This is a genomic window from Shewanella putrefaciens, from assembly GCF_016406325.1.
Taxonomy (GTDB): domain Bacteria; phylum Pseudomonadota; class Gammaproteobacteria; order Enterobacterales; family Shewanellaceae; genus Shewanella; species Shewanella putrefaciens.
In genome coordinates this window covers 1,735,981-1,757,811 of the sequence record NZ_CP066370.1, presented here as the reverse complement: position 1 = coordinate 1,757,811, position 21,831 = coordinate 1,735,981, and the positions used below count along the sequence as shown (strand labels likewise).

The window sequence follows — 21,831 nt, the reverse complement described above, 5'->3', positions numbered from 1 at the left end:
TCGATTTTATTAATCTGAATTTAAGCTTAAAACTAGCGAACGCGGCGACGGAACCAAATCAATGGTAACGCAAAAAGCCAAGCTAAAGACGCGGCGCCCTTACGTTCATAGTTGCCCGTATCCGTACTATCATCTATTGGACAAGCTTCACCATTGGCTACAGGCTTAAGCACAACCATACGCGGAATATAAGCGGTAACAGGCTCTCCACTACCACTTAATTCGAATAACGGTAATCCATTCTCGCCAATCACAACATTACCGCTGCTATCAAACTGGTATGAAGGTTTACGAACAAAAGCCGTACCTACAATAGTGCCCTCTTCGTTAATACTGGACGCTTCAACCACAAGGATATCGGTATTGTATGTTAGTGTCTTACCTGAACCATCTTGAACTGCGACTTTATGGCGATTCCAGTTACCACTACCGTCTTTTTCAAATCCTTTAGATTCACATGTCAGCAACTTATTAAGATTACTAAACTCACCCGTTGACTTCTCATATAAGAAGCCCGCCTTCGGACGTGGTTTTTCTTTATCATAGGTGGTTTCAATATAACCAACTACTTGGCCATTATTATTAATATCTTTAGGCTTACTCGATAAATCCGTTGGCTTAGAGGCAAAATCATTTGGCGTCACAGGGCTGACATCCGGCGTATTAATATCAAAATAGAAGAACTTATCACGCAAATAACCTTGGATATAGCTGCGGTAGCTACCAACAACAATACCATTATCATTGATATCATAGGCAATAGAGCTGGCAACTGCGTTTGACATCGGGATCCAATGATATTGATAGTTACCTTCGGCATCCTTAATCCAATAAGCTGCATCTTGCGCTAGGGACTTACTATTCCCATTACGATATACATGGGAACGACCGACAATAACATCATTATCATTTAAACCGAGCGCCTGCGCGGTATAAGTTAAGGTGTCGTCACTCGCGGGCGTAAATCCAAGGGGTAAAACCGTACCTGTCGCAGTGTTATCATCCTCAATTTTCCATACATAAGCACGGGTTTGATATTGGATATTGCGAGTTCCAACTGAGTTAGGATATTGCTCACGTTGAACGCAGACATCCAATGGTAAAGTATTATCCGTACTTAAACAGTAAGCTACGCGATCACTACCATATTTACTGATATCAGTACTTGCATAACCTGCAATAAGGTTATTGTTGTTGATGGCCGTAGCCGCAGACCAACCGCCTAACTCAACCGTTTTATCATCCTTAACATATTGGGTATAAGGGGGAATAAGTGGTATTTCAACCTCACTGGATTTAGCCACGCCACGGTACTCATAGTCGCGGTAATACCAATAATCATCTGTCACATCGGTAGTTGCAGTATTCTCTACCTTCTTCTCAGGAGCTGTCATACTACCGACTTTAATACCCGCATCATTAATACCATAATAAAAAGTATCAACAGAGTTAATGACTTCGGTATTACTGGGTGGCGTAGTGCCATTTATGCTGTCAAAAGTCGGTAACCAAGGACTAGATGAATCGTTTTCCTTAGCAACAAAGGCAAAATTGTTAGCGACGATTGCTGCGATGATTGAATAAGTGATGGTTTCCTCAGGCGCGATACCATCTTCAATATCAATCACGCCACTTTCAACATCCGAAGTGCTAAGCTTTTTCTTGCCCTTGGAAATACCAACTAATTCATCATTAGCATTCACGCCTAAAGCGTACCCGTTACGCGTCCCTTCTAGCGTGCCTTTTAGGTCATAATTCTCAATATTAACAATTTCATAGACAGGTGCAGCATGGGCACTGTTTAATACACCAAGGACACCTAAGGCAACCAAGGACAGGGCTTTATCCAACTTTGACTTCATTAATTCTATTCCCATTTTTATTATTGGCTTACTTCAGTGACTCAAGCTCTTCCCACCGCTCGAAGCAAACTTCCAATTGCTTTTCTTTCTCTGCCAACTGGTTTAATACCTGATTGACTTTATCTTGCGCCTGACTATAGAAATCTGAATTACCTATCACGGTTTGCAGTGCAAGAATATCTTGCTCCAACTGTTCCATCAGACTAGGTAATGACTCTAACTCACGCTGTAACTTATACGACAGTTTTTTTACTGCTTTGACAGGCTCTGAAACCTTTACTTCCGCAGGTTTCATTTCAACTGCAGGAGCTTCGACCGTCTTTTGTGAACTAGGTTCCTCAGAATAAAACTTAGCCCCCTGATCGACCGCATCCTGATAGCCACCCACGTATTCGCTCCAGTGGCCATTGCCTGCATACCACCAACTACTCGTCACGGTATTATCGATAAACGCCCTATCATGGCTTACGAGTAACAGGGTGCCTTGATATTCAGTCAGCAGCGACTCTAGCAATTCTAAGGTCTCAATATCAAGATCGTTTGTTGGTTCGTCAAGAATGATTAAGTTGGCTGGACGGATCAATAACTTTGCGAGTAATAAACGGTTCTTTTCACCACCAGACAGGGCTTTAACCGGCGTTCTCGCTCGCATTGGCGAAAATAAAAAATCCTGCAAGTAGCTTAAGATATGGCGATCTTGGCCATTGATAGTAATCGTTTTTTTACCTTCGCCGACGTTATCTTCAACGGTTTGCTCCGGATCTAAAGCTTCACGGTATTGGTCAAAGTAGGCAATTTCCAACTTAGTCCCGACTTTCACTTCACCAGACTGGGGCTGTAGCTTTTCAATCAACAACTTAATCAGTGTTGACTTGCCACAACCGTTTGGACCAATTAAGGCGATACGGTCACCACGGATCACTGTGGTATTAAAGTTTTTCACCAGATTTTTATCGGGCAAATTGTAATTTAAGTCTTTAACATCAAAAACTAACTTGCCTGAACGCTCTGTATCAGCCACCGCCATTTTAGCGTTACCTTGACGGTTCAAACGCTCACTACGCTCTTGACGGAGCGCTTTAAGTGCGCGTACACGTCCTTCATTTCGGGTGCGCCTTGCTTTAACACCTTGACGGATCCACACTTCTTCATCGGCTAGACGCTTGTCAAACAAGGCATTTTTATCTGCCTCAACTCGCAGCCACTCCTGCTTACCATCAAGATAAGCTTGATAGTTACCCGGCCATGATGTGACGACACCTCGGTCTAAATCGACTATTCGCGTCGCCATACGAGCAATAAAGCCTCTGTCGTGGCTGATAAAGACGATAGCACCTTGATAATCAAGTAGAAATTTCTCTAACCATTCAATAGTATCAATATCTAAGTGGTTGGTGGGTTCATCAAGCAGTAATAAATCCGGCTCACTTACAAGCGCGCGAGCTAGTGCTACTTTACGCTGCCAACCACCAGACAACTCACTTAAGGATTTGTCCGGATCGAGACCGAGCAATTCACAATTTTGTTGAATACGTGAATCTAACTGCCAGCCATTGTAGTGATCTAAGGTTTCCTGCAGACCTTGCATCTCATTTAGCATGCGATCCATCAGTTCAGGTGAAGCATGGGCCACATCGTGGGATAATTGATGATAACGCTCAAGCGCTTCACCCACTTCCTTAAGACCTGCCGCAATATAGGCATAAACCGTACCTTGCTCAGCCTTGGGTGGATCTTGCTGTAAACGGCTGACGGTCACATTACCATCAATGTTAAACTCACCTTCATCCAGCAATACATCACCGGATAAAATCTTCAGCAAGCTCGACTTGCCAGCACCATTTCGCCCCACTATACACACGCGCTCACCGCGTTCAATGGTAAAATCCGCATTCTGCAGTAGCGGTGTATAACCATAGGCTAAAGAGCCATTATTGATACGAACCAGACTCAAACTAAGCTCCTATAAACTTTTGTAATTGCGTTGCGTCAAATGGCCAAAATAAGCATCTGTCATCCGCAGCTTTTAGCACGGGGATCGACACGCCATAACGCTCCGCGAGTATTTCATCATCACAAATATCGATGGTTTGAAACGCGATACCAGCATCTTCTAATAGCACAGCCGCCAATTCACACAAATGGCACCCCTCCGTGTGATATAGCACGTAGCCCCGGTGTAATTCAGCTGATAAATTAGCCTTCTTGCGTTCAAGCATGGGTAATTAACCAAGTATTGTGAATATGGGGATTGCGTTTGTAATCCATGGGCAGCGTGATGTCATCAATGTTTTTAACCATGATGTTCATCTTAGTCAGTGTTTCTATATCCATCTTAAACTTACGTTTATTGTTGGAAAACACTAACTCCCCCGTTGGACTTAAGAGTTTCACTAAAGCACCGAGTAAATTGACATGATCCCGCTGCACATCGAATGAATCTTCCATCCGTTTTGAGTTAGAGAATGTCGGTGGATCAATAAAAATCAAATCAAATTGTTCATTACAATCACGGATCCACTGTAAACAATCCGCTTGCACGAATTCATATTGCTTGCCTTGCAGCCCATTGAGGGCAAAGTTATCCTTCGCCCAATTGATATAGGTATTTGACATATCTACCGTTGTAACTGTCTTTGCTCCACCGAGCGCCGCATGCACAGATGCAGACCCCGTGTAGGAAAATAGGTTCAACACTCGGCGTCCCTTCGCTTTTTGACCGACCAGACGACGCGTTAGACGGTGATCAAGGAATAAACCTGTATCTAAATAACCCGTTAAGTTTAACTTAAACTTAGCACCATACTCAGTGGTGATAAGTTCTAACTTACGTTCATCTAACTTTTGATATTGATTTGTTCCCTTCTGACGCTCACGGGTTTTCATGATGATTTTATTAGGATTAATCCCAATCGCTGCGGGTAACGCCAGCAGCACATCACTTAAACGACGTTTAGTCACCGCCTCAGGAATGGTTGCTGGCGCCATATATTCCTGCACAATCACATAGTCTAAATATTTATCGACTGCGACGTTATATTCAGGAATATCAGCATCGTAAATACGATAACTATCTATCCCTTCTTTTTGAGCCCACTTTTCCAGTTGCTTAGCATTTTTTTTAATACGGTTGGCAAAGGCGGGCGCGATACCGGCAATGTCCACTCCTTCAGGCAAAACAGGCGTGTCACGGCGAGTACTGTTGGCATGCAGAGTATAGAGGTTAAAGGCACACTCTAATGCACCATTAAACATCTTCATCTGTTTATCCGCTTTAAGCTTAAGTGATGAGATTAGCTCGATATCACTACAAAGCATGGCGACTTTCCAACCGCCGAATTCTTTTTTAAATTTATCGCCAAGTTGGTAATAAAGTTGCAAAAGTTCGGACACATTCCCCAAACGCTCCCCATAGGGTGGGTTGGTGATAAGATAACCCTCTGCTGCTGGCGGCTCGATATTAAGGGCATTAGCAACCTTAAACTCAATAAGCTCAAGCACTCCCGCATTTTCTGCATTACGCTTTGCAAGCGCAACTAAGCGAGAATCGATATCCGATCCGTAAAATTTAATCTCGCAGCGTTTAACCCCCAATGAAGCACGCGCCTTGGCTTCAGCGACAATATCTTGCCACACAGCTTTATCGTGACGACGCCAATGTTCAAAGCCAAAACGATTACGTTGTAGTCCTGGAGCAATATCCGCCGCCATTAACGCCGCTTCAATCAGCACTGTGCCGCTACCACAAAAAGGATCAAGTAAAGTCGTAGGCGCGGCTTGCCAGCCACTTCGCACTAACATATTCGCGGCAAGGTTTTCTTTTAAAGGGGCTTCGCCTGTGGTTGAGCGATATCCCCGTTGATGCAATGATGGGCCGGAGAAGTTCATTGCAATCGTAATCACACCATTACGAAAATGCGCATCGACTTTAAAGTCCGCATCAGTACGCGACACATTGGGACGTTCGTCACCATCGTCACGGAACCTGTCGACTATGGCATCTTTAATTTTAAGCGCGCCGAACTGGGTGTTATTAATAAAGCCACCCGTACCATGAAAATCGATACTAAAAGTGTTTCTATTAGAGAAATGTGCTGGCCAATCAATACAATAGGCAGCATTGTAGAGTTGCTCTGCCGACTCACAGCTGCCTTTATAAATGACCAACACAATACGGCTGGCTAAACGTGTCCATAACGTAATCCGGTAAGCTAAGGCTAAAGGTGCGGTGAAATACACACCAGCAACACTCTCCTTAATCTCTGTGGCACCAAATTCTGTCAGTTCTTGGGCTAAGCTATATTCAAAGCCCTTAGGGGCAGCGGCAAAAAAATTAAGCATGGGATAATCAATACGCAGTCAAAATCAAAGCGACATTATACCTGCTCGAATACATAAAAGATAAACAGTTATTAACCGAAGTCAGATTTAGTCAGTCAGTTAGTCAGCTTTTAGCGCCCTATAATAGCGAGTCCCGACTCATACTGCGTAAAATCCCCGCACTACGCTTTATATTTGAGCATTCATCCTCTTTTTTAGGATTCGTCCTTGCAATGACTACTCGCTGCCGTTATAGTCTGCCCCGCTTTGAAGACGGACGCGGGATGGAGCAGCATGGTAGCTCGTCGGGCTCATAACCCGAAGGTCGTCGGTTCAAATCCGGCTCCCGCAACCAATTTAAAGCAAAATAGTACAGTAATACAGATAGATATCGGACGCGGGATGGAGCAGCATGGTAGCTCGTCGGGCTCATAACCCGAAGGTCGTTGGTTCAAATCCAGCTCCCGCAACCAATTTAGAGTATTAGTTTATCGATAGAAACAGCTTATCGTGCTCAACTCTTTATAAACAACGAGCGAAGGTCGTCGGTTCAAATCCGGCTCCCGTAACCAATTTAAAGCAAAATAGCACAGTAATACAGATAGATATCGGACGCGGGATGGAGCAGCATGGTAGCTCGTCGGGCTCATAACCCGAAGGTCGTCGGTTCAAATCCGGCTCCCGCAACCAATTTAGAGTATTAGTTTATCAATAGAAACAGCTTATCGGGCTCAATTTCTTTATAAACAACGGGCGCAAATCCTGCTTCCGCAACCAATTTAAAGCAAAGTAGTACAGTAATACAGATAGATATCGGACGCGGGATGGAGCAGCATGGTAGCTCGTCGGGCTCATAACCCGAAGGTCGTCGGTTCAAATCCGGCTCCCGCAACCAATTATCTAATGATCAGGCCAGCTTAATGCTGGTTTTTTTGTATCAAAATCCCGCAAAACTAAGATATAACAAAGATCTAACCAATACATCAGCCAATACTAAATGCTATATACTCCCTATTGTGGCTCGCAAATTCGCACGATCAACATCAGTGTTTTATAAGTTAAGCTAGAGCTGCAAATAGCGACTTGCGTGTTTGCTGCCCCGAGGGGATTTCTGCTATCATCCACGGCTGACTAATCATAATTCCACGAATTTAAAGATAATCAGAGTCAAACCCTTTTTATCTCGCGATATCAGCCCCATCGCCTGCAGGTACAAGTATGATTAACCACTTTAGCGTGCTTGGTATAAAACCCAGTGCCAAAGAAGACGACATTAAAAAAGCCTATCGACGGCTGTCAAACAAATATCATCCCGACAAGTTGTTAGGCGCCTCGGAAGAGGAAAAGCAGCAAGCCGCCGTACAACTTGAACGCGTTAAAAATGCTTATGATGTGTTGTCCGATCCTAAGCGACGTAATGCGTTTATCAAAGATTTCAATAACGTCATAGTGACCGATCCCGCTAGCGCCATGCGCGAGCTGTGGGATCAATTTTATCCTTGAGCGTTTTCTAGAGTAGTGTCAAATGGTCAAAAAACTGAATATCTCACGCATTAATGAGCTAAAAAATAATGCCTACGACAATATCGAGTCCTACGACGATCCCGATACACCTAAAGCGCTAGAGCAATTTACTAGCCAAATCAAAAAGGTGTTAGAAGCCGATCCTAAGATGCTCGATACTGTACCTGAGTACCTGCCTGTCGCGCTTTACGGTCGAATTAAGTTTCCCGCCGAAGCCAAACTCAAGTGGGCACATTGGATAAACACGGCAACTCAACCCGAGTGGGATGAGTTTAAAGTCACCATTGGCTTTAACAATGCCGATTTACCTTTAGTGTTAGCCGTGCGTGGTTACTCGGAAACCTTACTGATTGAAAGCTGCGCCGTACTGTATTTACTCGAAACTCAAGGTAAAGCAACACCAGCAGCAAAACATCACGACGACGATGAAGATGATGACAACGATTATGTTGGCACCTCAGATAACGACGACGATGATGAAGGCGAAGAGGAAGATGGCTACTACGATCACTACGATGATGAGGACCGCTAATGAACACTAGTCTCATTGAGATTACCGTCGCCGAAATTAAAGAGTTGGCGGACGTAGAGCCAAAACAAGCGAGCAAACGCTTTGAAATCATTGCAAATACCATGGCCGACGCGCAATTAGTCGAAGTCATCGAACACATGGATATCGTAACGCTGACCCAAATCAACAGTCACCATGATATCTCTTGTCCTTCGATCATGTCTGAACTTATGACCCCAGAACAAATTCGCGACATCGTCTGTCAGCAACCTTTGTACTGGGAAGAAAAAATCAAAAACAATGCCGAAGAACTTATTCAGCATACCTTTGATTTTTTGACCTATTTAATTCGCATTCAAGATAGCGAAGAAAAGCAAACGGCGATTTTAGAATGTATCGCCGAAGATCCTGCGGGCCTCTTCTACCTGTCGATCCCTTTCATCGAAATGATGTTAGGCGAAAAACATGAAGATGAAGACGGCTACACCGATCTCTACGATGACGAAGAAGACACTGAAACCATCGGCTACGACAGCCGCGTCGCCAGTGAAGATGCACAGAGCCTCAGCATAGACGACCCACGCAGCCTAATGGCCTTGATCCACGAGCTCGCGCCCGATGTTGAAAAAGCCATTAAGAGTCTGCTGCGTAACGAAAGCTCAGGTTGGGAAATGATCATCAGCAAGTTTGTCAACGAGCTGGTTATTCAAGCCAAAGAGAAAAACCAAGTGACGGATGAATACGCTGAAGTCGATGATATGTTTAGCTTTTTGGATTAAGGAATTATTTGATGCAACTGGTACTGCGTGATGTAGATCAAGGACCCTACCTGAGCAAGGTATTGATCCAAGGCCAAGCAGACGAAACGCTGAGCGGTGAACAGCTGTCACAAATTAAATCCAAAGCCATTTTGATGAGCCTCAAACTGGCCGATAAATTTTACAACAAGTACAAAATGCACCTGCTCGAACAAGCGGCACACGATGTCATTGGTGTGGTGAGCCTTGGTTTGATGGAGTTATCAAACCAGAATCAGCAGCAGGCGATACGCCTGTTGATCACCGCCGATGGCGTAGTCAAATGCTTCCAAAAAGGCTGGAGCATGCTCAGCACTGTCAGCAAGCATAAACTCATCAACGGCAAGTCACTGTACGGTGATGTCGACAAGTTCTTGCTTGAACAAGTGTCCAGCCCACCCGATGCGGAAGAATGGTTAGGCTATGAAGCCTATCAAGATGCCCTGCTTGAGCATCAACGCCAACAGTCGATTGCGGCCCTATTGACACAGTTTTACGCGCAATCGAGCTATGATCCGCTAGATTTTCTCAATCTAGAGAGTGTATTAGCCGAAGCGGTACTGTATCGATTGTTGTTTGATGGCGCCAAAGTCAGACAGGATTTGAAAAAGCGTATCGGCAAAATCACCTTAAAAGAGGAATGGTTTACCCGTGAGCATATCGAATTGGAAACCCAGAAAGCGTTAGCAGAATTACCCGCAGAACTCGCTGAAACCATCAGTAAAGATCTCGGTAAAAACTTTGCCCCTGCCCTACTGCGTACCCTGCACTTTGCCAAAAGCTACCGCGAACTCTTACTCAGCGACGCTTCACCCGAGCGCTTAGAAAGATTCGAACATAAAGAAGGTCTCGTCGGCCTCCTTGGCTGGCCACTCTACATAGTACTTTGATCGGTACTTTAATCAGTACCTTAATCAGTACTGTGTTCAGTAGGTCAACGAGTGCTTGAGTCGCTTAAAAATGAGTGCTTTATTAAAAAATAAAGCACTTTTTTATTGTCTTTTGTCTCTATGCCCAATCCCAATAATCAGTGTTTCGGTCTCAGTTTTGAGTTGGTTTTAGCTTGAAAATAAGTGACTTACAGAGATATAACTCTTCAGTTAGATAAATTTTGGAGATTCATCCCTCCTCAGATAACCCCAAATCCGAAACATACCATTTTCTATCGAATAAGGAATTGAATATTGGGCTAATTGTGCGCTTACAACATCAGAAAAGTCCGTCACTCGATCCGCCACTAATCGGCCTAGCCATTCTCTTTTGAATGGATCAACTTCTAACCACTCAATGGTTTCTGCTATTTCAAGTAACTCGTGCCACCACACGGCAGTAAAACCTGCATTAGGATTTTCATCATAAATCAATTTGTATCGCACATAGGGAATAAAGTCTTCAGATCCATTTAATGCCTTTTCAAGCTCGCACCACTTTGTCTGATTCATGACTGACGAAAGTTGGTGTTGGTTTATATATTCTAAGGTTTTAATATTCATTTTTGGGCGCCTCATACTCCCCACTAAACACAATACCCCCAAATCAGTCTTCCATTGTAAAACAAAAACATAATCTGCTTTAGACTGAGATTTATACCATAGACATTATCTTTTATTTACAAAAATAATGCGGTTTAAGAACGCTGAAGCCCTGCTTTATAGGCATTAATTTCTGGCAATATTTTCAAACGTCGCTCTAGGCTCTGTGCTGGCCAATATTTTTCGCGATCATAATACTCAGAAACCGAAGGAATATTTTCAGGAATAATAACCCAAGGCTGTTTGGATGAAGTGAAGATATGTATATCCGGCGGTAATATATCTGGGTTATCCAAAGTGCCCACCCGTAAAAAACTGAGTATTGGGCCAGAACCTGCGTAGTGGCTCCAAACTGCCACATGGCATTTGGGACATCTGCAAATCTTTTGCCCCATGCCACTTGCCGATGGAGTGTCAATAATGTCAAGCTCACCACAGATCAAGTGAACCCTGTCAGTCTCTATCATGGCATTAAGGGCAAATGAAGCCCCCGTCTCACGCTGACACCAGCGGCAATGGCAGCAATGTACAAAGAGTGGTGCGGTATCAATGCGATATCGAATGAATTGACAGGTACAGCCACCTTCTGAAAAAAATAAGTTGCTCTTGCTCATATATTCCAATCACCTATTAATTGGTTAAGCTGCGAAGATAACAATGCTGTCAATAATTAACAACGTAATATATGCTAATTGCTCAATATAAAACATATAGGTTTGCTCTTTTTAGTCGCCTTTAAAATATATGATTCTTTGAAGATAAAACCAAAAGAAGAAATATGGCTCCTAAAAAAGTATATTCAAATATGCTTTTAAATTTTATCTTCGATATTGATATCAGAGTATAAGCTTTCATATATTTTACGCCCGTTTAAGTGGCAGGCAACACTACTACCAAGCTTTCGCATAACACCTTAACCACTAAAACTAACGAATAATATATGCCACGCGTTAGCTGTCACTCTGAAGAGTTTATTATGCACTTAATTGCCGCCGTGACTAGAAAGTGATCATCACAGAAGCAGAGCTTCGAGTCGCTTCACCGTGATAGACAGCTTCAATATTGTTACCGTCTGGATCTAGGACAAAGGCAGCATAGTAACCAGGATGGTACGTGCGCTCCCCGGGAGCGCCATTGTCCTTACCGCCATGCGCGAGTGCAGCTTTGTAAAAACTGTCGACCATCGTTCGGTCTTGCGCTTGGAATGCCAGATGATGACGACCAGTCAGCACTCCCAGCGCCGCCGGACTATCGACGGCGGTTACGAATATCTCGTCTGCCCAAAAGTACCCGTCACCATTGCCTCCCATGGGTATGTTGAGAGAGGCAAAAATGGCTGCGTAAAATGTTTGGCTTGCAGATAGGTCTTGTACTACAAGTTGGATGTGATCGATCAGACGACCTCGATGTAGTTCTTGCGTTTCCATAAAGTACTCTTAGTGATAATTCCTGCGCCTAGACGATGTGAATGCAGCATAACGCAAAGCACACGGGCGACAAAAATGAGCTCGCGGTTTGGCATCCCTGCGACCGCGAGAGATGTGCCTTGTTATGCGCTTTTAAATTAACCATTTATAATAGTAACCGGTGGAATGATAGGAATAGAAAATTGGATACGACTGACACAGCTTGTTTTTGAAGCGCTAATATCCTCTCTGCCTATGCTAATTCCAACTACTTTTATACCCCCACCGACAGTTCCTTTACTCTCGTCATCTACAGTTACGGCTATATCAAACTGTACATTTTGAATATGCTTTGCGCCGATCTGCTCGGTACCACCCCATGACGGATTGATAGCCCCATTAGCGCCTTTACCCTTAGTTTGGTTAATAGCCATTTGGACGTCTTCTTGAATCTCACCCTATGTCGAAGCAATAAACTCTTTCAGTTCCACATGAATCTCCTAAGCGCACAACAGTGTTTTACTCGGACTTCAACTAAAACCCAAACCGTAAATGGCTTAACCTTAGAACAATAAATACAAATATGCCAGCAACTTAGCATCCATCCTAGTGGGCTTTCAATATTTTTTATGCAGAAAAAGCAAGACCTTATATACAGAGAAATGTTTTGGTACGGTATTTTAATCAAGGGAAGAATAAAAGGTAATATTTTCAAAAAATTACAAATACTAATAAATAAATTGATAGCTTTTCACTTTTTAGGGTTCGATTTCTGGATATGTGATTAACGCCTTATTACATATCAAAACTCACTGAATTTTAATGCCATAAACACTCACTATCTCAGTTCCAATACGACATTATCGCCAAAACAAAAGCCCGCGGCGGCGGGCTTTGAGTCACTTAAAATCAGCGGAATAAAAGGACTGACTTAACGATACGTCAGTGTCGTGGTATCGGTTAACTTGTCGTTATCTTTAACGGTCAGTTCAACTGTGTGTTGCCCACGACGGGCAAGGCGCAATACCACTTGACCGTTAGCGCGGGTGCCATTATCAAACGTCCATTTATGTTGTTTGATCACACCATCGGTATCGTAGCTCGTCGAAATAAACATATCGACTAACCATAAATTAATACGCTGAATTTGCGCGACTGGCGGCTTTTTCACATTTTCAACAACCACTGTCACCTTTTGGGAGATGCTATGGGTGAGACCATCATTATCCGTCACTGTTAGCGTGACCTGATACTCACCGCTTTGGCGGTAACTGTGAGTGACAACATTCCCTACTGCCACAGTATTATCACCCAAGTTCCACTCAGCAGAAACAATGTGTCCATCACTGTCGCTGGAAGTGGATGTCAGTTGCACAGTCGCACCATTCACCACTTGAGTGAAACTGGCCACTGGCGCCACTTTTTCCGCTTCAAGCAGGAGTGAAATCACCACAGGATCGTGATCCGATGAGCGATAAGCATCAGTTGAGTATAAATCTTGGATTTGAGCGGGCGTCTTAAACTCTTCGTTGTAATCCAATACGCGTGGCTCATCGGTATTAATATGCCACTGTGTTACATCCACCACTTTATCCAGTAACTTGGCGTTTGCTAAAGCATGATCTAACTGACCCGATTCGGCTGAGAACACATAAGTGTATGGATTGGGTTTTCTAAGCTCAGCAAACAGTTCACTAAAGCCCGCATTAGCCAAGGCTGTTAATGGATCTTCCTTCGCATAGGCGTTCAAATCACCAATCAGCAGCACGCCTTGCTCTGGATATTGCTCGCCTAACCATTGACCAACAGCAGTCGCCGCACGGGTACGAGTGCTATTACAGTTGCCTTGACCGTCGTTAAGATCAGGATCGCCCGCACACTCACTGCCCTTAGATTTAAGGTGATTCACCGCGACAACCATCCCCTCTTCACTGCCATTCACGTTAAAGGCTTGCGTCAACATTGGACGGTTTCTGGTATCGTTAAACAGGGGTTGTTGATTATCATCTAATGGCGAATTGGCACTGGATAGAATGCGCGCAGCACCCTTCGGTGTGACTTTATCACGACGATAAATCAAGCCGACAGTGATGGCATCGGTGCCAATTGCATTTATGCCTGTTGGCGCGATATACGCATAACGCGTTTCGCCCACAGCGACATTTAAACCTGCGACTAAATCAGCAATAGCTGAATTAGCGCCAAAGCCATCGTTTTCGATTTCCATCAAGCCGAATACATCGGCACTAATGCCCATCATGGCACTGACAATCTTGGCCTTTTGCCGCTCAAACTCGCTTAAGGTATTGGCACCACGCGCGGTTGGGAAACCAGCGCCTTGGCCGTCGCCATTGAAGTAGTTAAGCACGTTAAAACTAGCGACTTTTAAATTGCCGCCATCAACCAATGTGGGCGCAACAGGGCGTGGATTTTCCGCCACAAAGTTCACCGTTTCCATTGGCATAATGCGATACAAATTAAAGCCATAGTGCATCACACCTGTGAGCGATGTGACGCTATCGCCCACACGCACTGTGTTTGATGCGCTAAGCCCAGGGGCGGGGAATTGCACAGGATCGGGATTCTGCACCGTTAAACCATCATCCAATAAAATACTGTCCCGTTGGTTGGCTGCGCTCACCGCCAGCGCATCTGCGCCCGGTGCAGCGACCTGCGTACCAATAAAGTGACGCTGGCTACCTAATGAAATTTCACCATAACGACCGAGGTTATAGACTTCGTTCACCACTAAATCTTGGCTAAAACGAACACGCATCCCCTCAAAAGGTTCGAAATCATCACTGCTGTTAACGGGTAAAGTCACTACCGCAGCAGTTGGTAGTGCTTGACCTGTGGCACATAACTTGTGCTCAGAGACGGTCGTTAATTCCGTTAAACCTTGATATTCGGTGACTTTTGCTTTTAAACGAATACGATCGCCCGCCACATACGCGGTTGGTGCATTCCCCGTATACACAAACACACCTTCCGAGGTCAGTGGGTCATTATCGACTTCATGATCAGCCATTTGCATGAAAATGCCTTTAAGACCGGCTTCTTGATTACTGACAACAACCGCCTCAACCACTAAGGTTTGGCCATTAAGCGGGCTTGCAGCTCCAGCGCCTTGAAGCGTATGAATCGCCGTGGCATCTTCACCGCACACTAAAGAACTTGGTGGAGGGTCGACTGGATCTGTTGGCGTGCCTGCGCTGAATTTACCAAGATCCGAGATATCATCCTTAGCAAAGCCCAGCCAAGTACTAAAGTTCACCTCATCATCAATAATGGTATCTGCAATCAATAAATTAGGATTACGACGCAGGGTATTGTCTTGGGTGGAAAGCAAACCACTGCCCCACTCAGCTCCCGGATCAACGCCCACTTGACCTAAGCTATCAATCACTTGATTTTGATATGTCAGAACAATGGCATCATCACCATTAAAAAAACTTGCTGTACTCTGTTGATTTGTCACCGCAAGAATATCAGCCGAGGCGTCGTTATCGGCAACCACATAAGTCGCTCCCGCTGCTAATGAGCCAGTGAGCGCAATAGTCGTACCGACATTGGTGCTGCCATTGAAATAGAAACGCAATTGGTATTGGCTTAAATCAATAACGTCTGTAGTTGGGTTATACAGTTCGATGGCTTTATTGTTGCCACTGCCTTCGACGTATTCAGAAATGATTAAATTATCCGCGCCATGGGCAAGCCCACAGACGCTGCTGATGGCTAACGCCAGCAAAGTTTTCGTGTTAAACATTGAAACCCCTAAATGTATCGTTTTAGTATTGGCTATTGAATGACGATTTAATTGATGCGCTTAAATACTTCCAGACGCAGTACTTCACAAACTGACGATACTATAGGCGAGCAATGTTACAAATTAGCTGCATAAAAGTTGCAACTTAAGATGGATATAACTCATACGATTTAGTGTTCTGGGCTAGGAAGAAAGCAGTACGGGGAATACAGGCCGCCCGATACACAGTACGGCCAAAGATAAACAAAGATAATAAAGCAAAACAAATGGATGATGATCATCCTGATACTGGGCTATAAGGGCTGCAACTTCTCATCGAGCAAACCAACCAGCAGTAACTCACCCTGCAAGTTCACCCTAAACTCACCGTATTTAGCTGCACTAAAATGATCGGCTTGGCCTTCTTCAAAGAAAAAGCTGTTCGATGCGAGCTTAATTTGATTCCCACGGACACGAAATTGCACCCTAAGCTGATCTTTGCCTAATGCTTGATCAGTATAAAAATCCACAAACCGCGCAACCTTTTGCTCATCTAATGCCAATAGTAACTGTCCTTGGGTTTGTTGCGGTGCCAAAGCACTACGCACATCACGCGCGATGGCATATTCAAGCGCCATATAATCCCCCTGCATTAATGAACGCGGATCGACCGGCGCTAATGCAAAACGCACCACTTGTCCGTGATTAAGGATCTGTTCAAACTTGAAAATGCGCCAATTTACACCAGCAAGAATTACCATTGTCGTGAAAAGTACGATGCCCAGCGCCCATTTATGTGAAGCCGACAGTTTTCCCATCACATTTCCCATCACATAGTCTCCTTAGCATGCACATTTGCAGGAAATAGCCGCCACATCACTAACTTTGTTACCAGTAGCAATAAACCTAATCCCATCAAATACCAAGACTTAAGCATTAACGTCGTTTCCAAGGAATAGTAATAGCCACCCACAAATAATACTGCCGATGCAATACCCATCCATTTAAGCCAAAATTCATTAGCATAGTGACCGAGTAACATTAGCAGAATAGCCGTGGATACACCCTGCATTGGCAACGACAGGCCACTGACGAAAACTAACCCGATAACACATGCAAATGCGCTAAGCGAAACGAGTGATTGTTGACGTTCACGAAAAATAGATATCAATAAAAAACTGCAAATAGAAAAAATAATCAGCACATGTGTCAAAGAAAGCCACGGCATTTGCAGCCAAGGAGTAAACAAGGCTTCAAACATATTATCCATACTAAACGCATGAATTAATTGAATATTCAGAAGAGTAAACGCAAAACCGTATAAGAGCATACGTGCTCGCCGATAGTGCCGACCTAATTGATGGATATTTAAAACAACTAAACTGATAAGTAAGGCAAAAATACTCTGACTCAAGTTAAGTAGATGTAATTTAGCCATAATGCCAACAACACACCAACTTAAGCAAAAAGCAAACACAAACTGAGCTAACCCATGGGTAATCAATCCCCATAGACACAGAAGAATAATTGCCATGCTGCTATACCAAGCAAAGCTAAAGTCATCGCCAAGTAAATCGAATAATCCCCAAGCAATACCCAAGATCCCGCTCAAGCTCGCAGCAAAGGCAAATTGATGAATAAAAGTTTGTTTTCGTGGTAAAAAATATAAACCAACGCCAATACCCAAATAGATTAACCCAATAAATAAGGCAAAATATCCATCGACTCGTTCAAAAATCGCATCCAAAAGCGATGCCATAAACCCCAATAAAAACCATGCTGCAATCCAAGCTGCAAAGGCTTGCATCGCGGCAATATACCATGGCATATCGTGGCTTTCAGGCATTTGAGGCGAGCCGACGTGCCCCTCTGCATACAAGGCTTGCCACAATGTTGCCAAAGGTGACTCACATGGCATATCACTTGGTACAACACACTTATCCAATGGTGTAGTTGCCACTGATTCTTCCACTAAGCCCTTATTTTTGTCCATGGGCTTCTCCCATAATGGCTTGGTTTAGTAACTGGGCTGGTTGTGCATTAAAAAGTCGGTTTAGTTTTCTCAACCATAGGCTTAAACCAGTACTGGCCAAAATGATATAAAGCCCAATAAACAAAAATCCACCTATGGGGTCATTATCCTCAAACATTAGTTTTACCCATAATGCACCGACCACGGCAATCAGACTAAAACCACCTAAAGCTAAAGGATATATGCGTGGTAATCGATAGCGAAAAATAAAGAAACCAATAACAAGATGGGCAAAATAGCCGCACATAACCCCAGTGTAAAAGCCATGATGTTCACTCACATCATCAAAAATCAGCCAAGTGATTAACCAAGTAAAACATCCCATAGCAAACATCGAACAGGCATACTCTACAAGGGGAGCATGCCAGCTTCCTGTCGCTTTTCGGTCTAAAAAAACAAAGGTGTAATAGATAACTAAATTGAAGATGACAAAGGTGAATAGCAATGCTTGCTCATCCCAAAAGTCTCCCCAAAAATGGGAAAAAGTATCAAAAAACAACCCTAAACTAAGATTCAATAACCCGGCGATCAATAACCATAAAGCATCAAATCTTGCGACCCAAGCAAAAGGTAAAATAACAATTGCCCACAAGGCGAATAATTGCCAAGGATCGGCGCCTGTTTGATAGGTTTGTCCAACGAGTGCTAATAGTCCTCCCACTAAAATACTGGCTCCGAACAGCATGGCATTGGCAGTTGTTACCCCCAAGAGGGAAGACTTATATGGATAAGCAGCTGATACTCGACAAGCGGCACGATAATATAACCAAACAAACAGGGAAATGGTCAGCAATATTGCCACTTCTATTAGGGCAAATTTTGCAAAACGGCCAAGGGATTGCCAATTATAGGCAAAGAAAAATATCACTCCGCTGACAAAACTAAACGTCCCCAACCATAATAGTATTGTGCTGAAGAGGGTTCTCCAGCTCGCTGCACTTGGTCGCGGCGAAAGAGCGCAATATAGGCGATTTGCCTGCTCTTTAGTGATATATCCCTGTTCAAGCCACTCACATACCTGAGATGATAAATTACTCAACGTGAGATCTCCCTAATCATCATAAAACTTAGCAGCACAAAAATACGCATTAACAATACGTAAGTGCAGCAATTAATTGTATTAACTTGTAACAACCACAGGTAAGCTAAGGCCGTGGTGAATAACAGGAGAACCTATGCACTTACAAGGCAGTAGCTACCCACTTTTATGCTTCATCCTCTTTACCAGTTTAAGCTCTATGGTATTTGCCCAAGGGCAGCAAGTCGATCCCATCCCCCAAATACGCGTAGGAGGGTATCAATTTGCCCCTTATGTTAATCTTCAACAGGATGGGCGCTATACTGGCCTAACCCTCGATATTATTAATGCGCTCAATCAAGTACAACAGGATGTTAGATTTGAATTTGTCTCTACCAGCATAGAGCATAGATATAAAGCCTATTCAGTAGGACGATTCGATATGATGATGTTTGAGAACCCTAATTGGGGTTGGCAACAAATCGAGACCCAATTTATTCCTTTACACATCACCGATGGTGAAGCTTTTATTGCCCTAAAGAGTAAAGCGAGAAATCAGTTGTTTTTTAGTACTCTGACCAATAAATCGATCGCCTTAGTTAAAGGCTACCACTATCGCTTCGCACAATTAGAAACAAATCCTGAGCACCTTGAAAAACAGTTCAATATTATATACGTAAACAATAATAAAGCTTCGATCGAGAGTATTTTACGCAAACGCGCTGATGTTGCACCTGTAACTTATTCTTACCTCAATCACTATCTCAAGCTCAATCCCCAAGAACAACCACTATTACTCATATCTGAGAAATGGGATCAACACTATACCCATAACATTCTATTGAAGCCGAACTCAGTACTCGAAGCGACAAAGCTATCCCATTGGTTACAATTACTGACTGATAACGGTAAGTTGGCAGAATTAGCACAAAATTATAACATCACACTCACCACGTCAGATTAATGTGCTTCCCTATCACATCATTGCCATTAAGGGCTCCAACATAGACAAAACACCAATGAGTAGAAACACCAGTGCTTGGAGACTCAACATAAGTCCACTGTTGGGTGGACTTAAGCTTGCTATATAAAGCTGCCAAATTGCAAAAATACTGTAGTTAAGTCCAATAAATAACAATAAGCTAAAAGCATACATCTGGGGGATGAGTGCAACGGCACAAACAAGAAAAGTCGCTGTTGATATCAAGAAAAAAATTGTTTGAAAATAAAATACCCCTAGCAACATTCGCTTTGTCTGCTCACTCACATTGGCAATGAACAGCGGTGCTAATAACACTCGCTTTCCTTGATTTAAGTGGTATATGCAAAGTCCTGTACTCAACACCATTGCAGCCAAGAGTATTAACATCATCACTATTCTCAGTTAATTCAAAAAGATTGTAAGCTGCAAACTAAGACCGCCTAAAGCATAACTCCGTTTCACCCCAAAAAAAATTAACTGTGCTAGCCAGTTAAATATCAAAAAGGAGCCATTTGGCTCCTTTTTGATATTTATAGGTTAACGGCGACACTACATCGTTGCCATAATCCAATAATCTAACCGTTTTTGTGGCTCAGCCAGTATGGTTTGGCATCCATCTTTATATTTGCCCATCAAAGCACCTAAGTTACTTGACCCTCCAAGACTTTGAATTTGGCGCGCTTTGGCATCGGCAATAGCTTGGATCACTTCCGCTTCTGGGCGATATTGCTTGGCAAGATCCTCTGCTTCAACTTTCGAGTTCTTTAACCTCTCACCCACGGCCTGCATTTGCGGAGCATTCATTGCCGCTATCGCTTCTGAACTTATCTGATAATAAGCGGCACATTCGATGACCTCATTACTAAAAGCCTTCTCTGCTTCACCTGCCAATACCGCAGAGCTCGCACTTAAGGCTAAGCCACCTATGACTAACGCTTTTAACATGGTTGTATTCCCTTTTTATTAGCAATAACGAATAAACCTACCTAAGCCCAGAATGAATCTCAAGCTCGTAGGTAAAAAAATCTTGGTTTCGAACAAAACCTAATGCCTCATACAAGCCTTGAGCACGGCGATTATCCCTTTGAGTCTCTAAGATCAAATAACTGATATTTTGCTCCTTTGCGTAACGGGCTGCACGCTGGACTAAAGCCCGACCAATGCCGACACAACGAGCATGTTGAGTCACAAAAACATCATTCAAGATTAAAATCGGGGCTAATCGCAGCGATGAAAAGCAAGGATATAGCTGCACAAAGCCAAGGCCCAAACCTTGGTGATCCCGCGCAATAAACACCACGGACGAGCGTTCGAATAATCGCGCATGGATAAACTGCTGTGCTGCCACAAAGTTATCATCACATCCATAGAACTGCCGATACTCATTAAATAACACGGCAACGTCATGGCTATCAGTCACATCTGCTTGAGTAATAATGCTCGCCATTTATATTTCCTAACTTTGCTTTATATAAACGATCAGATTATAGGTTTCTGTTTCAATCGAAATTGCAGGCCAGATTTAACCGTTGGCCATTCAGTATCAATAATCGAATAAACAACAGTATCGCGAATAGTGCCATCCTTAAGAATTCTATTATTGCGCAGGACTCCATCTTGTTTGGCTCCTAGCCTAGCAATAGCTTGGCGTGATGCCTGATTATGCCAGTGCGTACGAAATTCAACTGCGATGGCATCTAAGGACTCAAAAGCAAAGGTTAACAGCAGCAGTTTGGATTCAGTATTAATGCCTGTACGTTGAGCTCGTTTTGCATACCAAGTGTACCCAATTTCAAGGTGACGATGTTCACTCTCCCAGTGGCAAATTCGCGTACAACCCACAATCTCACCTGATACCCTATCGCGAACAGCAAAAGGAAAACTCTCACCCCGCTGCGCATCCTCAATAGCTTGTGTAACATAGGCTTTCATTTCGCTCGGTTCTGGTACGTTGGTATACCACAAACGCCACAGTTCTCCATCCGCTACAGCCAAACTCAATGCCGCCACATGGGACAAGGACAAAGGCTCAAGTACTACATGCTCACCACTTAAACAACCTAAGTTATCTCCACAGCCCACTGTATCGCCTCCGTTAGATG

21 protein-coding genes and 4 tRNA genes are annotated in these 21,831 nt (G+C 43.6%); 9 read left to right on the top strand and 16 right to left on the bottom strand.

Annotated features, from left to right (window positions below):
* Nucleotides 1–32: 32 nt before the first annotated feature.
* The 4 genes from JEZ96_RS07860 to rlmKL are packed head-to-tail and all read right to left on the bottom strand — an operon-like array spanning nucleotide 33 to nucleotide 6,203.
* Nucleotides 33–1,862 carry a DUF3466 family protein gene (locus JEZ96_RS07860; RefSeq protein ID WP_061782905.1) on the bottom strand — a complete coding sequence of 610 codons (1,830 nt, stop codon included), beginning with the start codon at nucleotides 1,860–1,862 and terminating at the stop codon, nucleotides 33–35.
* Between the two features lie 28 nt (nucleotides 1,863–1,890).
* On the bottom strand, nucleotides 1,891–3,816 hold the full coding sequence (locus JEZ96_RS07855; RefSeq protein ID WP_011919118.1) for an ABC transporter ATP-binding protein: 1,926 nt from the start codon (nucleotides 3,814–3,816) through the stop codon (nucleotides 1,891–1,893).
* Between the two features lies 1 nt (nucleotide 3,817).
* Nucleotides 3,818–4,081, bottom strand: coding sequence for a glutaredoxin family protein (locus tag JEZ96_RS07850; RefSeq protein WP_011919117.1), 264 nt, complete (start codon nucleotides 4,079–4,081; stop codon nucleotides 3,818–3,820).
* Nucleotides 4,074–6,203: a bifunctional 23S rRNA (guanine(2069)-N(7))-methyltransferase RlmK/23S rRNA (guanine(2445)-N(2))-methyltransferase RlmL gene (rlmKL, locus tag JEZ96_RS07845; RefSeq protein WP_128090101.1), complete on the bottom strand. Its 2,130-nt coding sequence runs from the start codon at nucleotides 6,201–6,203 to the stop codon at nucleotides 4,074–4,076. The genes JEZ96_RS07850 and rlmKL overlap by 8 nt, the downstream gene beginning before the upstream one ends.
* A gap of 257 nt (nucleotides 6,204–6,460) precedes the next feature.
* Here rlmKL and JEZ96_RS07840 point away from each other — a divergent pair.
* The 8 genes from JEZ96_RS07840 to atcC all read left to right on the top strand — a co-directional run bounded on the left by JEZ96_RS07840 (nucleotide 6,461) and on the right by atcC (nucleotide 9,904).
* Nucleotides 6,461–6,537 (top strand) — tRNA-Met (locus tag JEZ96_RS07840).
* A 41-nt stretch (nucleotides 6,538–6,578) separates the two neighbouring features.
* Nucleotides 6,579–6,655 (top strand) — tRNA-Met (locus tag JEZ96_RS07835).
* A 140-nt stretch (nucleotides 6,656–6,795) separates the two neighbouring features.
* Nucleotides 6,796–6,872 (top strand) — tRNA-Met (locus JEZ96_RS07830).
* Between the two features lie 128 nt (nucleotides 6,873–7,000).
* Nucleotides 7,001–7,077 (top strand) — tRNA-Met (locus JEZ96_RS07825).
* Between the two features lie 323 nt (nucleotides 7,078–7,400).
* A complete protein-coding gene (gene atcJ / locus JEZ96_RS07820) occupies nucleotides 7,401–7,685 on the top strand; it encodes a cold adaptation protein ActJcold adaptation protein ActJ (protein WP_006081330.1) in 285 nt (94 codons plus the stop codon).
* Nucleotides 7,686–7,707: 22 nt separating this feature from the next.
* Nucleotides 7,708–8,238, top strand: coding sequence for a cold adaptation protein AtcA (atcA, locus tag JEZ96_RS07815; RefSeq protein ID WP_011789682.1), 531 nt, complete (start codon nucleotides 7,708–7,710; stop codon nucleotides 8,236–8,238).
* Entirely contained in the window at nucleotides 8,238–8,996 is a 759-nt protein-coding gene (gene atcB, locus JEZ96_RS07810) for a cold adaptation protein AtcB (RefSeq protein WP_025008770.1), read from the top strand. The genes atcA and atcB overlap by 1 nt, the downstream gene beginning before the upstream one ends.
* Nucleotides 8,997–9,007: 11 nt before the next feature.
* Nucleotides 9,008–9,904, top strand: a complete 897-nt coding sequence (gene atcC, locus JEZ96_RS07805) for a cold adaptation protein AtcC (RefSeq protein ID WP_061782689.1) — start codon at nucleotides 9,008–9,010, stop codon at nucleotides 9,902–9,904.
* 210 nt (nucleotides 9,905–10,114) lie between these two features.
* Here atcC and JEZ96_RS07800 read toward each other — a convergent pair whose 3' ends face one another.
* From JEZ96_RS07800 to JEZ96_RS07765, 8 genes are all read right to left on the bottom strand, one after another.
* Nucleotides 10,115–10,507, bottom strand: coding sequence for a DUF6678 family protein (locus JEZ96_RS07800; RefSeq protein WP_025008771.1), 393 nt, complete (start codon nucleotides 10,505–10,507; stop codon nucleotides 10,115–10,117).
* A gap of 134 nt (nucleotides 10,508–10,641) precedes the next feature.
* The gene (locus tag JEZ96_RS07795) at nucleotides 10,642–11,160 is read right to left on the bottom strand and encodes a GFA family protein (RefSeq protein WP_128090102.1); all 519 of its coding nucleotides are present in this window, start codon (nucleotides 11,158–11,160) and stop codon (nucleotides 10,642–10,644) included.
* Nucleotides 11,161–11,544: 384 nt separating this feature from the next.
* Nucleotides 11,545–11,973 carry a VOC family protein gene (locus JEZ96_RS07790; RefSeq protein WP_025008773.1) on the bottom strand — a complete coding sequence of 143 codons (429 nt, stop codon included), beginning with the start codon at nucleotides 11,971–11,973 and terminating at the stop codon, nucleotides 11,545–11,547.
* Between the two features lie 137 nt (nucleotides 11,974–12,110).
* The gene (locus tag JEZ96_RS07785; RefSeq protein WP_025008774.1) at nucleotides 12,111–12,386 is read right to left on the bottom strand and encodes a hypothetical protein; all 276 of its coding nucleotides are present in this window, start codon (nucleotides 12,384–12,386) and stop codon (nucleotides 12,111–12,113) included.
* Between the two features lie 497 nt (nucleotides 12,387–12,883).
* Complete coding sequence (locus JEZ96_RS07780) at nucleotides 12,884–15,718, bottom strand: ExeM/NucH family extracellular endonuclease (protein WP_198779874.1); 2,835 nt, start codon at nucleotides 15,716–15,718, stop codon at nucleotides 12,884–12,886.
* A 293-nt stretch (nucleotides 15,719–16,011) separates the two neighbouring features.
* A complete protein-coding gene (locus JEZ96_RS07775) occupies nucleotides 16,012–16,527 on the bottom strand; it encodes a GDYXXLXY domain-containing protein (RefSeq protein ID WP_128090105.1) in 516 nt (171 codons plus the stop codon).
* Nucleotides 16,527–17,690, bottom strand: a complete 1,164-nt coding sequence (locus tag JEZ96_RS07770; protein ID WP_061782691.1) for a DUF4401 domain-containing protein — start codon at nucleotides 17,688–17,690, stop codon at nucleotides 16,527–16,529. The genes JEZ96_RS07775 and JEZ96_RS07770 overlap by 1 nt, the downstream gene beginning before the upstream one ends.
* Entirely contained in the window at nucleotides 17,677–18,768 is a 1,092-nt protein-coding gene (locus JEZ96_RS07765; protein ID WP_128090106.1) for a DUF2157 domain-containing protein, read from the bottom strand. Before JEZ96_RS07765 ends, JEZ96_RS07770 begins: the two co-directional genes overlap by 14 nt.
* Nucleotides 18,769–18,904: 136 nt before the next feature.
* Between JEZ96_RS07765 and JEZ96_RS07760 the strand changes: the two genes are divergently transcribed.
* Complete coding sequence (locus JEZ96_RS07760) at nucleotides 18,905–19,711, top strand: substrate-binding periplasmic protein (RefSeq protein WP_014610351.1); 807 nt, start codon at nucleotides 18,905–18,907, stop codon at nucleotides 19,709–19,711.
* A gap of 12 nt (nucleotides 19,712–19,723) precedes the next feature.
* On the opposite strand, the gene JEZ96_RS07755 is transcribed toward JEZ96_RS07760, so the two are convergent.
* The 4 genes from JEZ96_RS07755 to JEZ96_RS07740 all read right to left on the bottom strand — a co-directional run bounded on the left by JEZ96_RS07755 (nucleotide 19,724) and on the right by JEZ96_RS07740 (nucleotide 21,811).
* Nucleotides 19,724–20,119 carry a hypothetical protein gene (locus JEZ96_RS07755; protein ID WP_025008777.1) on the bottom strand — a complete coding sequence of 132 codons (396 nt, stop codon included), beginning with the start codon at nucleotides 20,117–20,119 and terminating at the stop codon, nucleotides 19,724–19,726.
* 159 nt (nucleotides 20,120–20,278) lie between these two features.
* Nucleotides 20,279–20,674: a hypothetical protein gene (locus JEZ96_RS07750; protein ID WP_011789692.1), complete on the bottom strand. Its 396-nt coding sequence runs from the start codon at nucleotides 20,672–20,674 to the stop codon at nucleotides 20,279–20,281.
* A gap of 37 nt (nucleotides 20,675–20,711) precedes the next feature.
* The gene (locus JEZ96_RS07745) at nucleotides 20,712–21,176 is read right to left on the bottom strand and encodes a GNAT family N-acetyltransferase (RefSeq protein ID WP_011789693.1); all 465 of its coding nucleotides are present in this window, start codon (nucleotides 21,174–21,176) and stop codon (nucleotides 20,712–20,714) included.
* A 32-nt stretch (nucleotides 21,177–21,208) separates the two neighbouring features.
* Nucleotides 21,209–21,811, bottom strand: a complete 603-nt coding sequence (locus tag JEZ96_RS07740) for a GNAT family N-acetyltransferase (RefSeq protein ID WP_014610348.1) — start codon at nucleotides 21,809–21,811, stop codon at nucleotides 21,209–21,211.
* Nucleotides 21,812–21,831: the final 20 nt, after the last annotated feature.

Coding starts and splice junctions, on each gene's coding strand:
- JEZ96_RS07745 (WP_011789693.1), bottom strand. CDS start 21,176: ATGGCGAGCATTATTACTCAAGCAGATGTGACTGATAGCCATGACGTT.
- JEZ96_RS07785 (WP_025008774.1), bottom strand. CDS start 12,386: ATGGCTATTAACCAAACTAAGGGTAAAGGCGCTAATGGGGCTATCAAT.
- JEZ96_RS07760 (WP_014610351.1), top strand. CDS start 18,905: ATGCACTTACAAGGCAGTAGCTACCCACTTTTATGCTTCATCCTCTTT.
- JEZ96_RS07775 (WP_128090105.1), bottom strand. CDS start 16,527: ATGGGAAATGTGATGGGAAAACTGTCGGCTTCACATAAATGGGCGCTG.
- rlmKL (WP_128090101.1), bottom strand. CDS start 6,203: ATGCTTAATTTTTTTGCCGCTGCCCCTAAGGGCTTTGAATATAGCTTA.
- JEZ96_RS07780 (WP_198779874.1), bottom strand. CDS start 15,718: ATGTTTAACACGAAAACTTTGCTGGCGTTAGCCATCAGCAGCGTCTGT.
- JEZ96_RS07860 (WP_061782905.1), bottom strand. CDS start 1,862: ATGAAGTCAAAGTTGGATAAAGCCCTGTCCTTGGTTGCCTTAGGTGTC.
- JEZ96_RS07800 (WP_025008771.1), bottom strand. CDS start 10,507: ATGAATATTAAAACCTTAGAATATATAAACCAACACCAACTTTCGTCA.
- atcB (WP_025008770.1), top strand. CDS start 8,238: ATGAACACTAGTCTCATTGAGATTACCGTCGCCGAAATTAAAGAGTTG.
- atcC (WP_061782689.1), top strand. CDS start 9,008: ATGCAACTGGTACTGCGTGATGTAGATCAAGGACCCTACCTGAGCAAG.
- JEZ96_RS07755 (WP_025008777.1), bottom strand. CDS start 20,119: ATGATGTTAATACTCTTGGCTGCAATGGTGTTGAGTACAGGACTTTGC.
- atcA (WP_011789682.1), top strand. CDS start 7,708: ATGGTCAAAAAACTGAATATCTCACGCATTAATGAGCTAAAAAATAAT.
- JEZ96_RS07795 (WP_128090102.1), bottom strand. CDS start 11,160: ATGAGCAAGAGCAACTTATTTTTTTCAGAAGGTGGCTGTACCTGTCAA.
- atcJ (WP_006081330.1), top strand. CDS start 7,401: ATGATTAACCACTTTAGCGTGCTTGGTATAAAACCCAGTGCCAAAGAA.
- JEZ96_RS07850 (WP_011919117.1), bottom strand. CDS start 4,081: ATGCTTGAACGCAAGAAGGCTAATTTATCAGCTGAATTACACCGGGGC.
- JEZ96_RS07750 (WP_011789692.1), bottom strand. CDS start 20,674: ATGTTAAAAGCGTTAGTCATAGGTGGCTTAGCCTTAAGTGCGAGCTCT.
- JEZ96_RS07770 (WP_061782691.1), bottom strand. CDS start 17,690: ATGGACAAAAATAAGGGCTTAGTGGAAGAATCAGTGGCAACTACACCA.
- JEZ96_RS07790 (WP_025008773.1), bottom strand. CDS start 11,973: ATGGAAACGCAAGAACTACATCGAGGTCGTCTGATCGATCACATCCAA.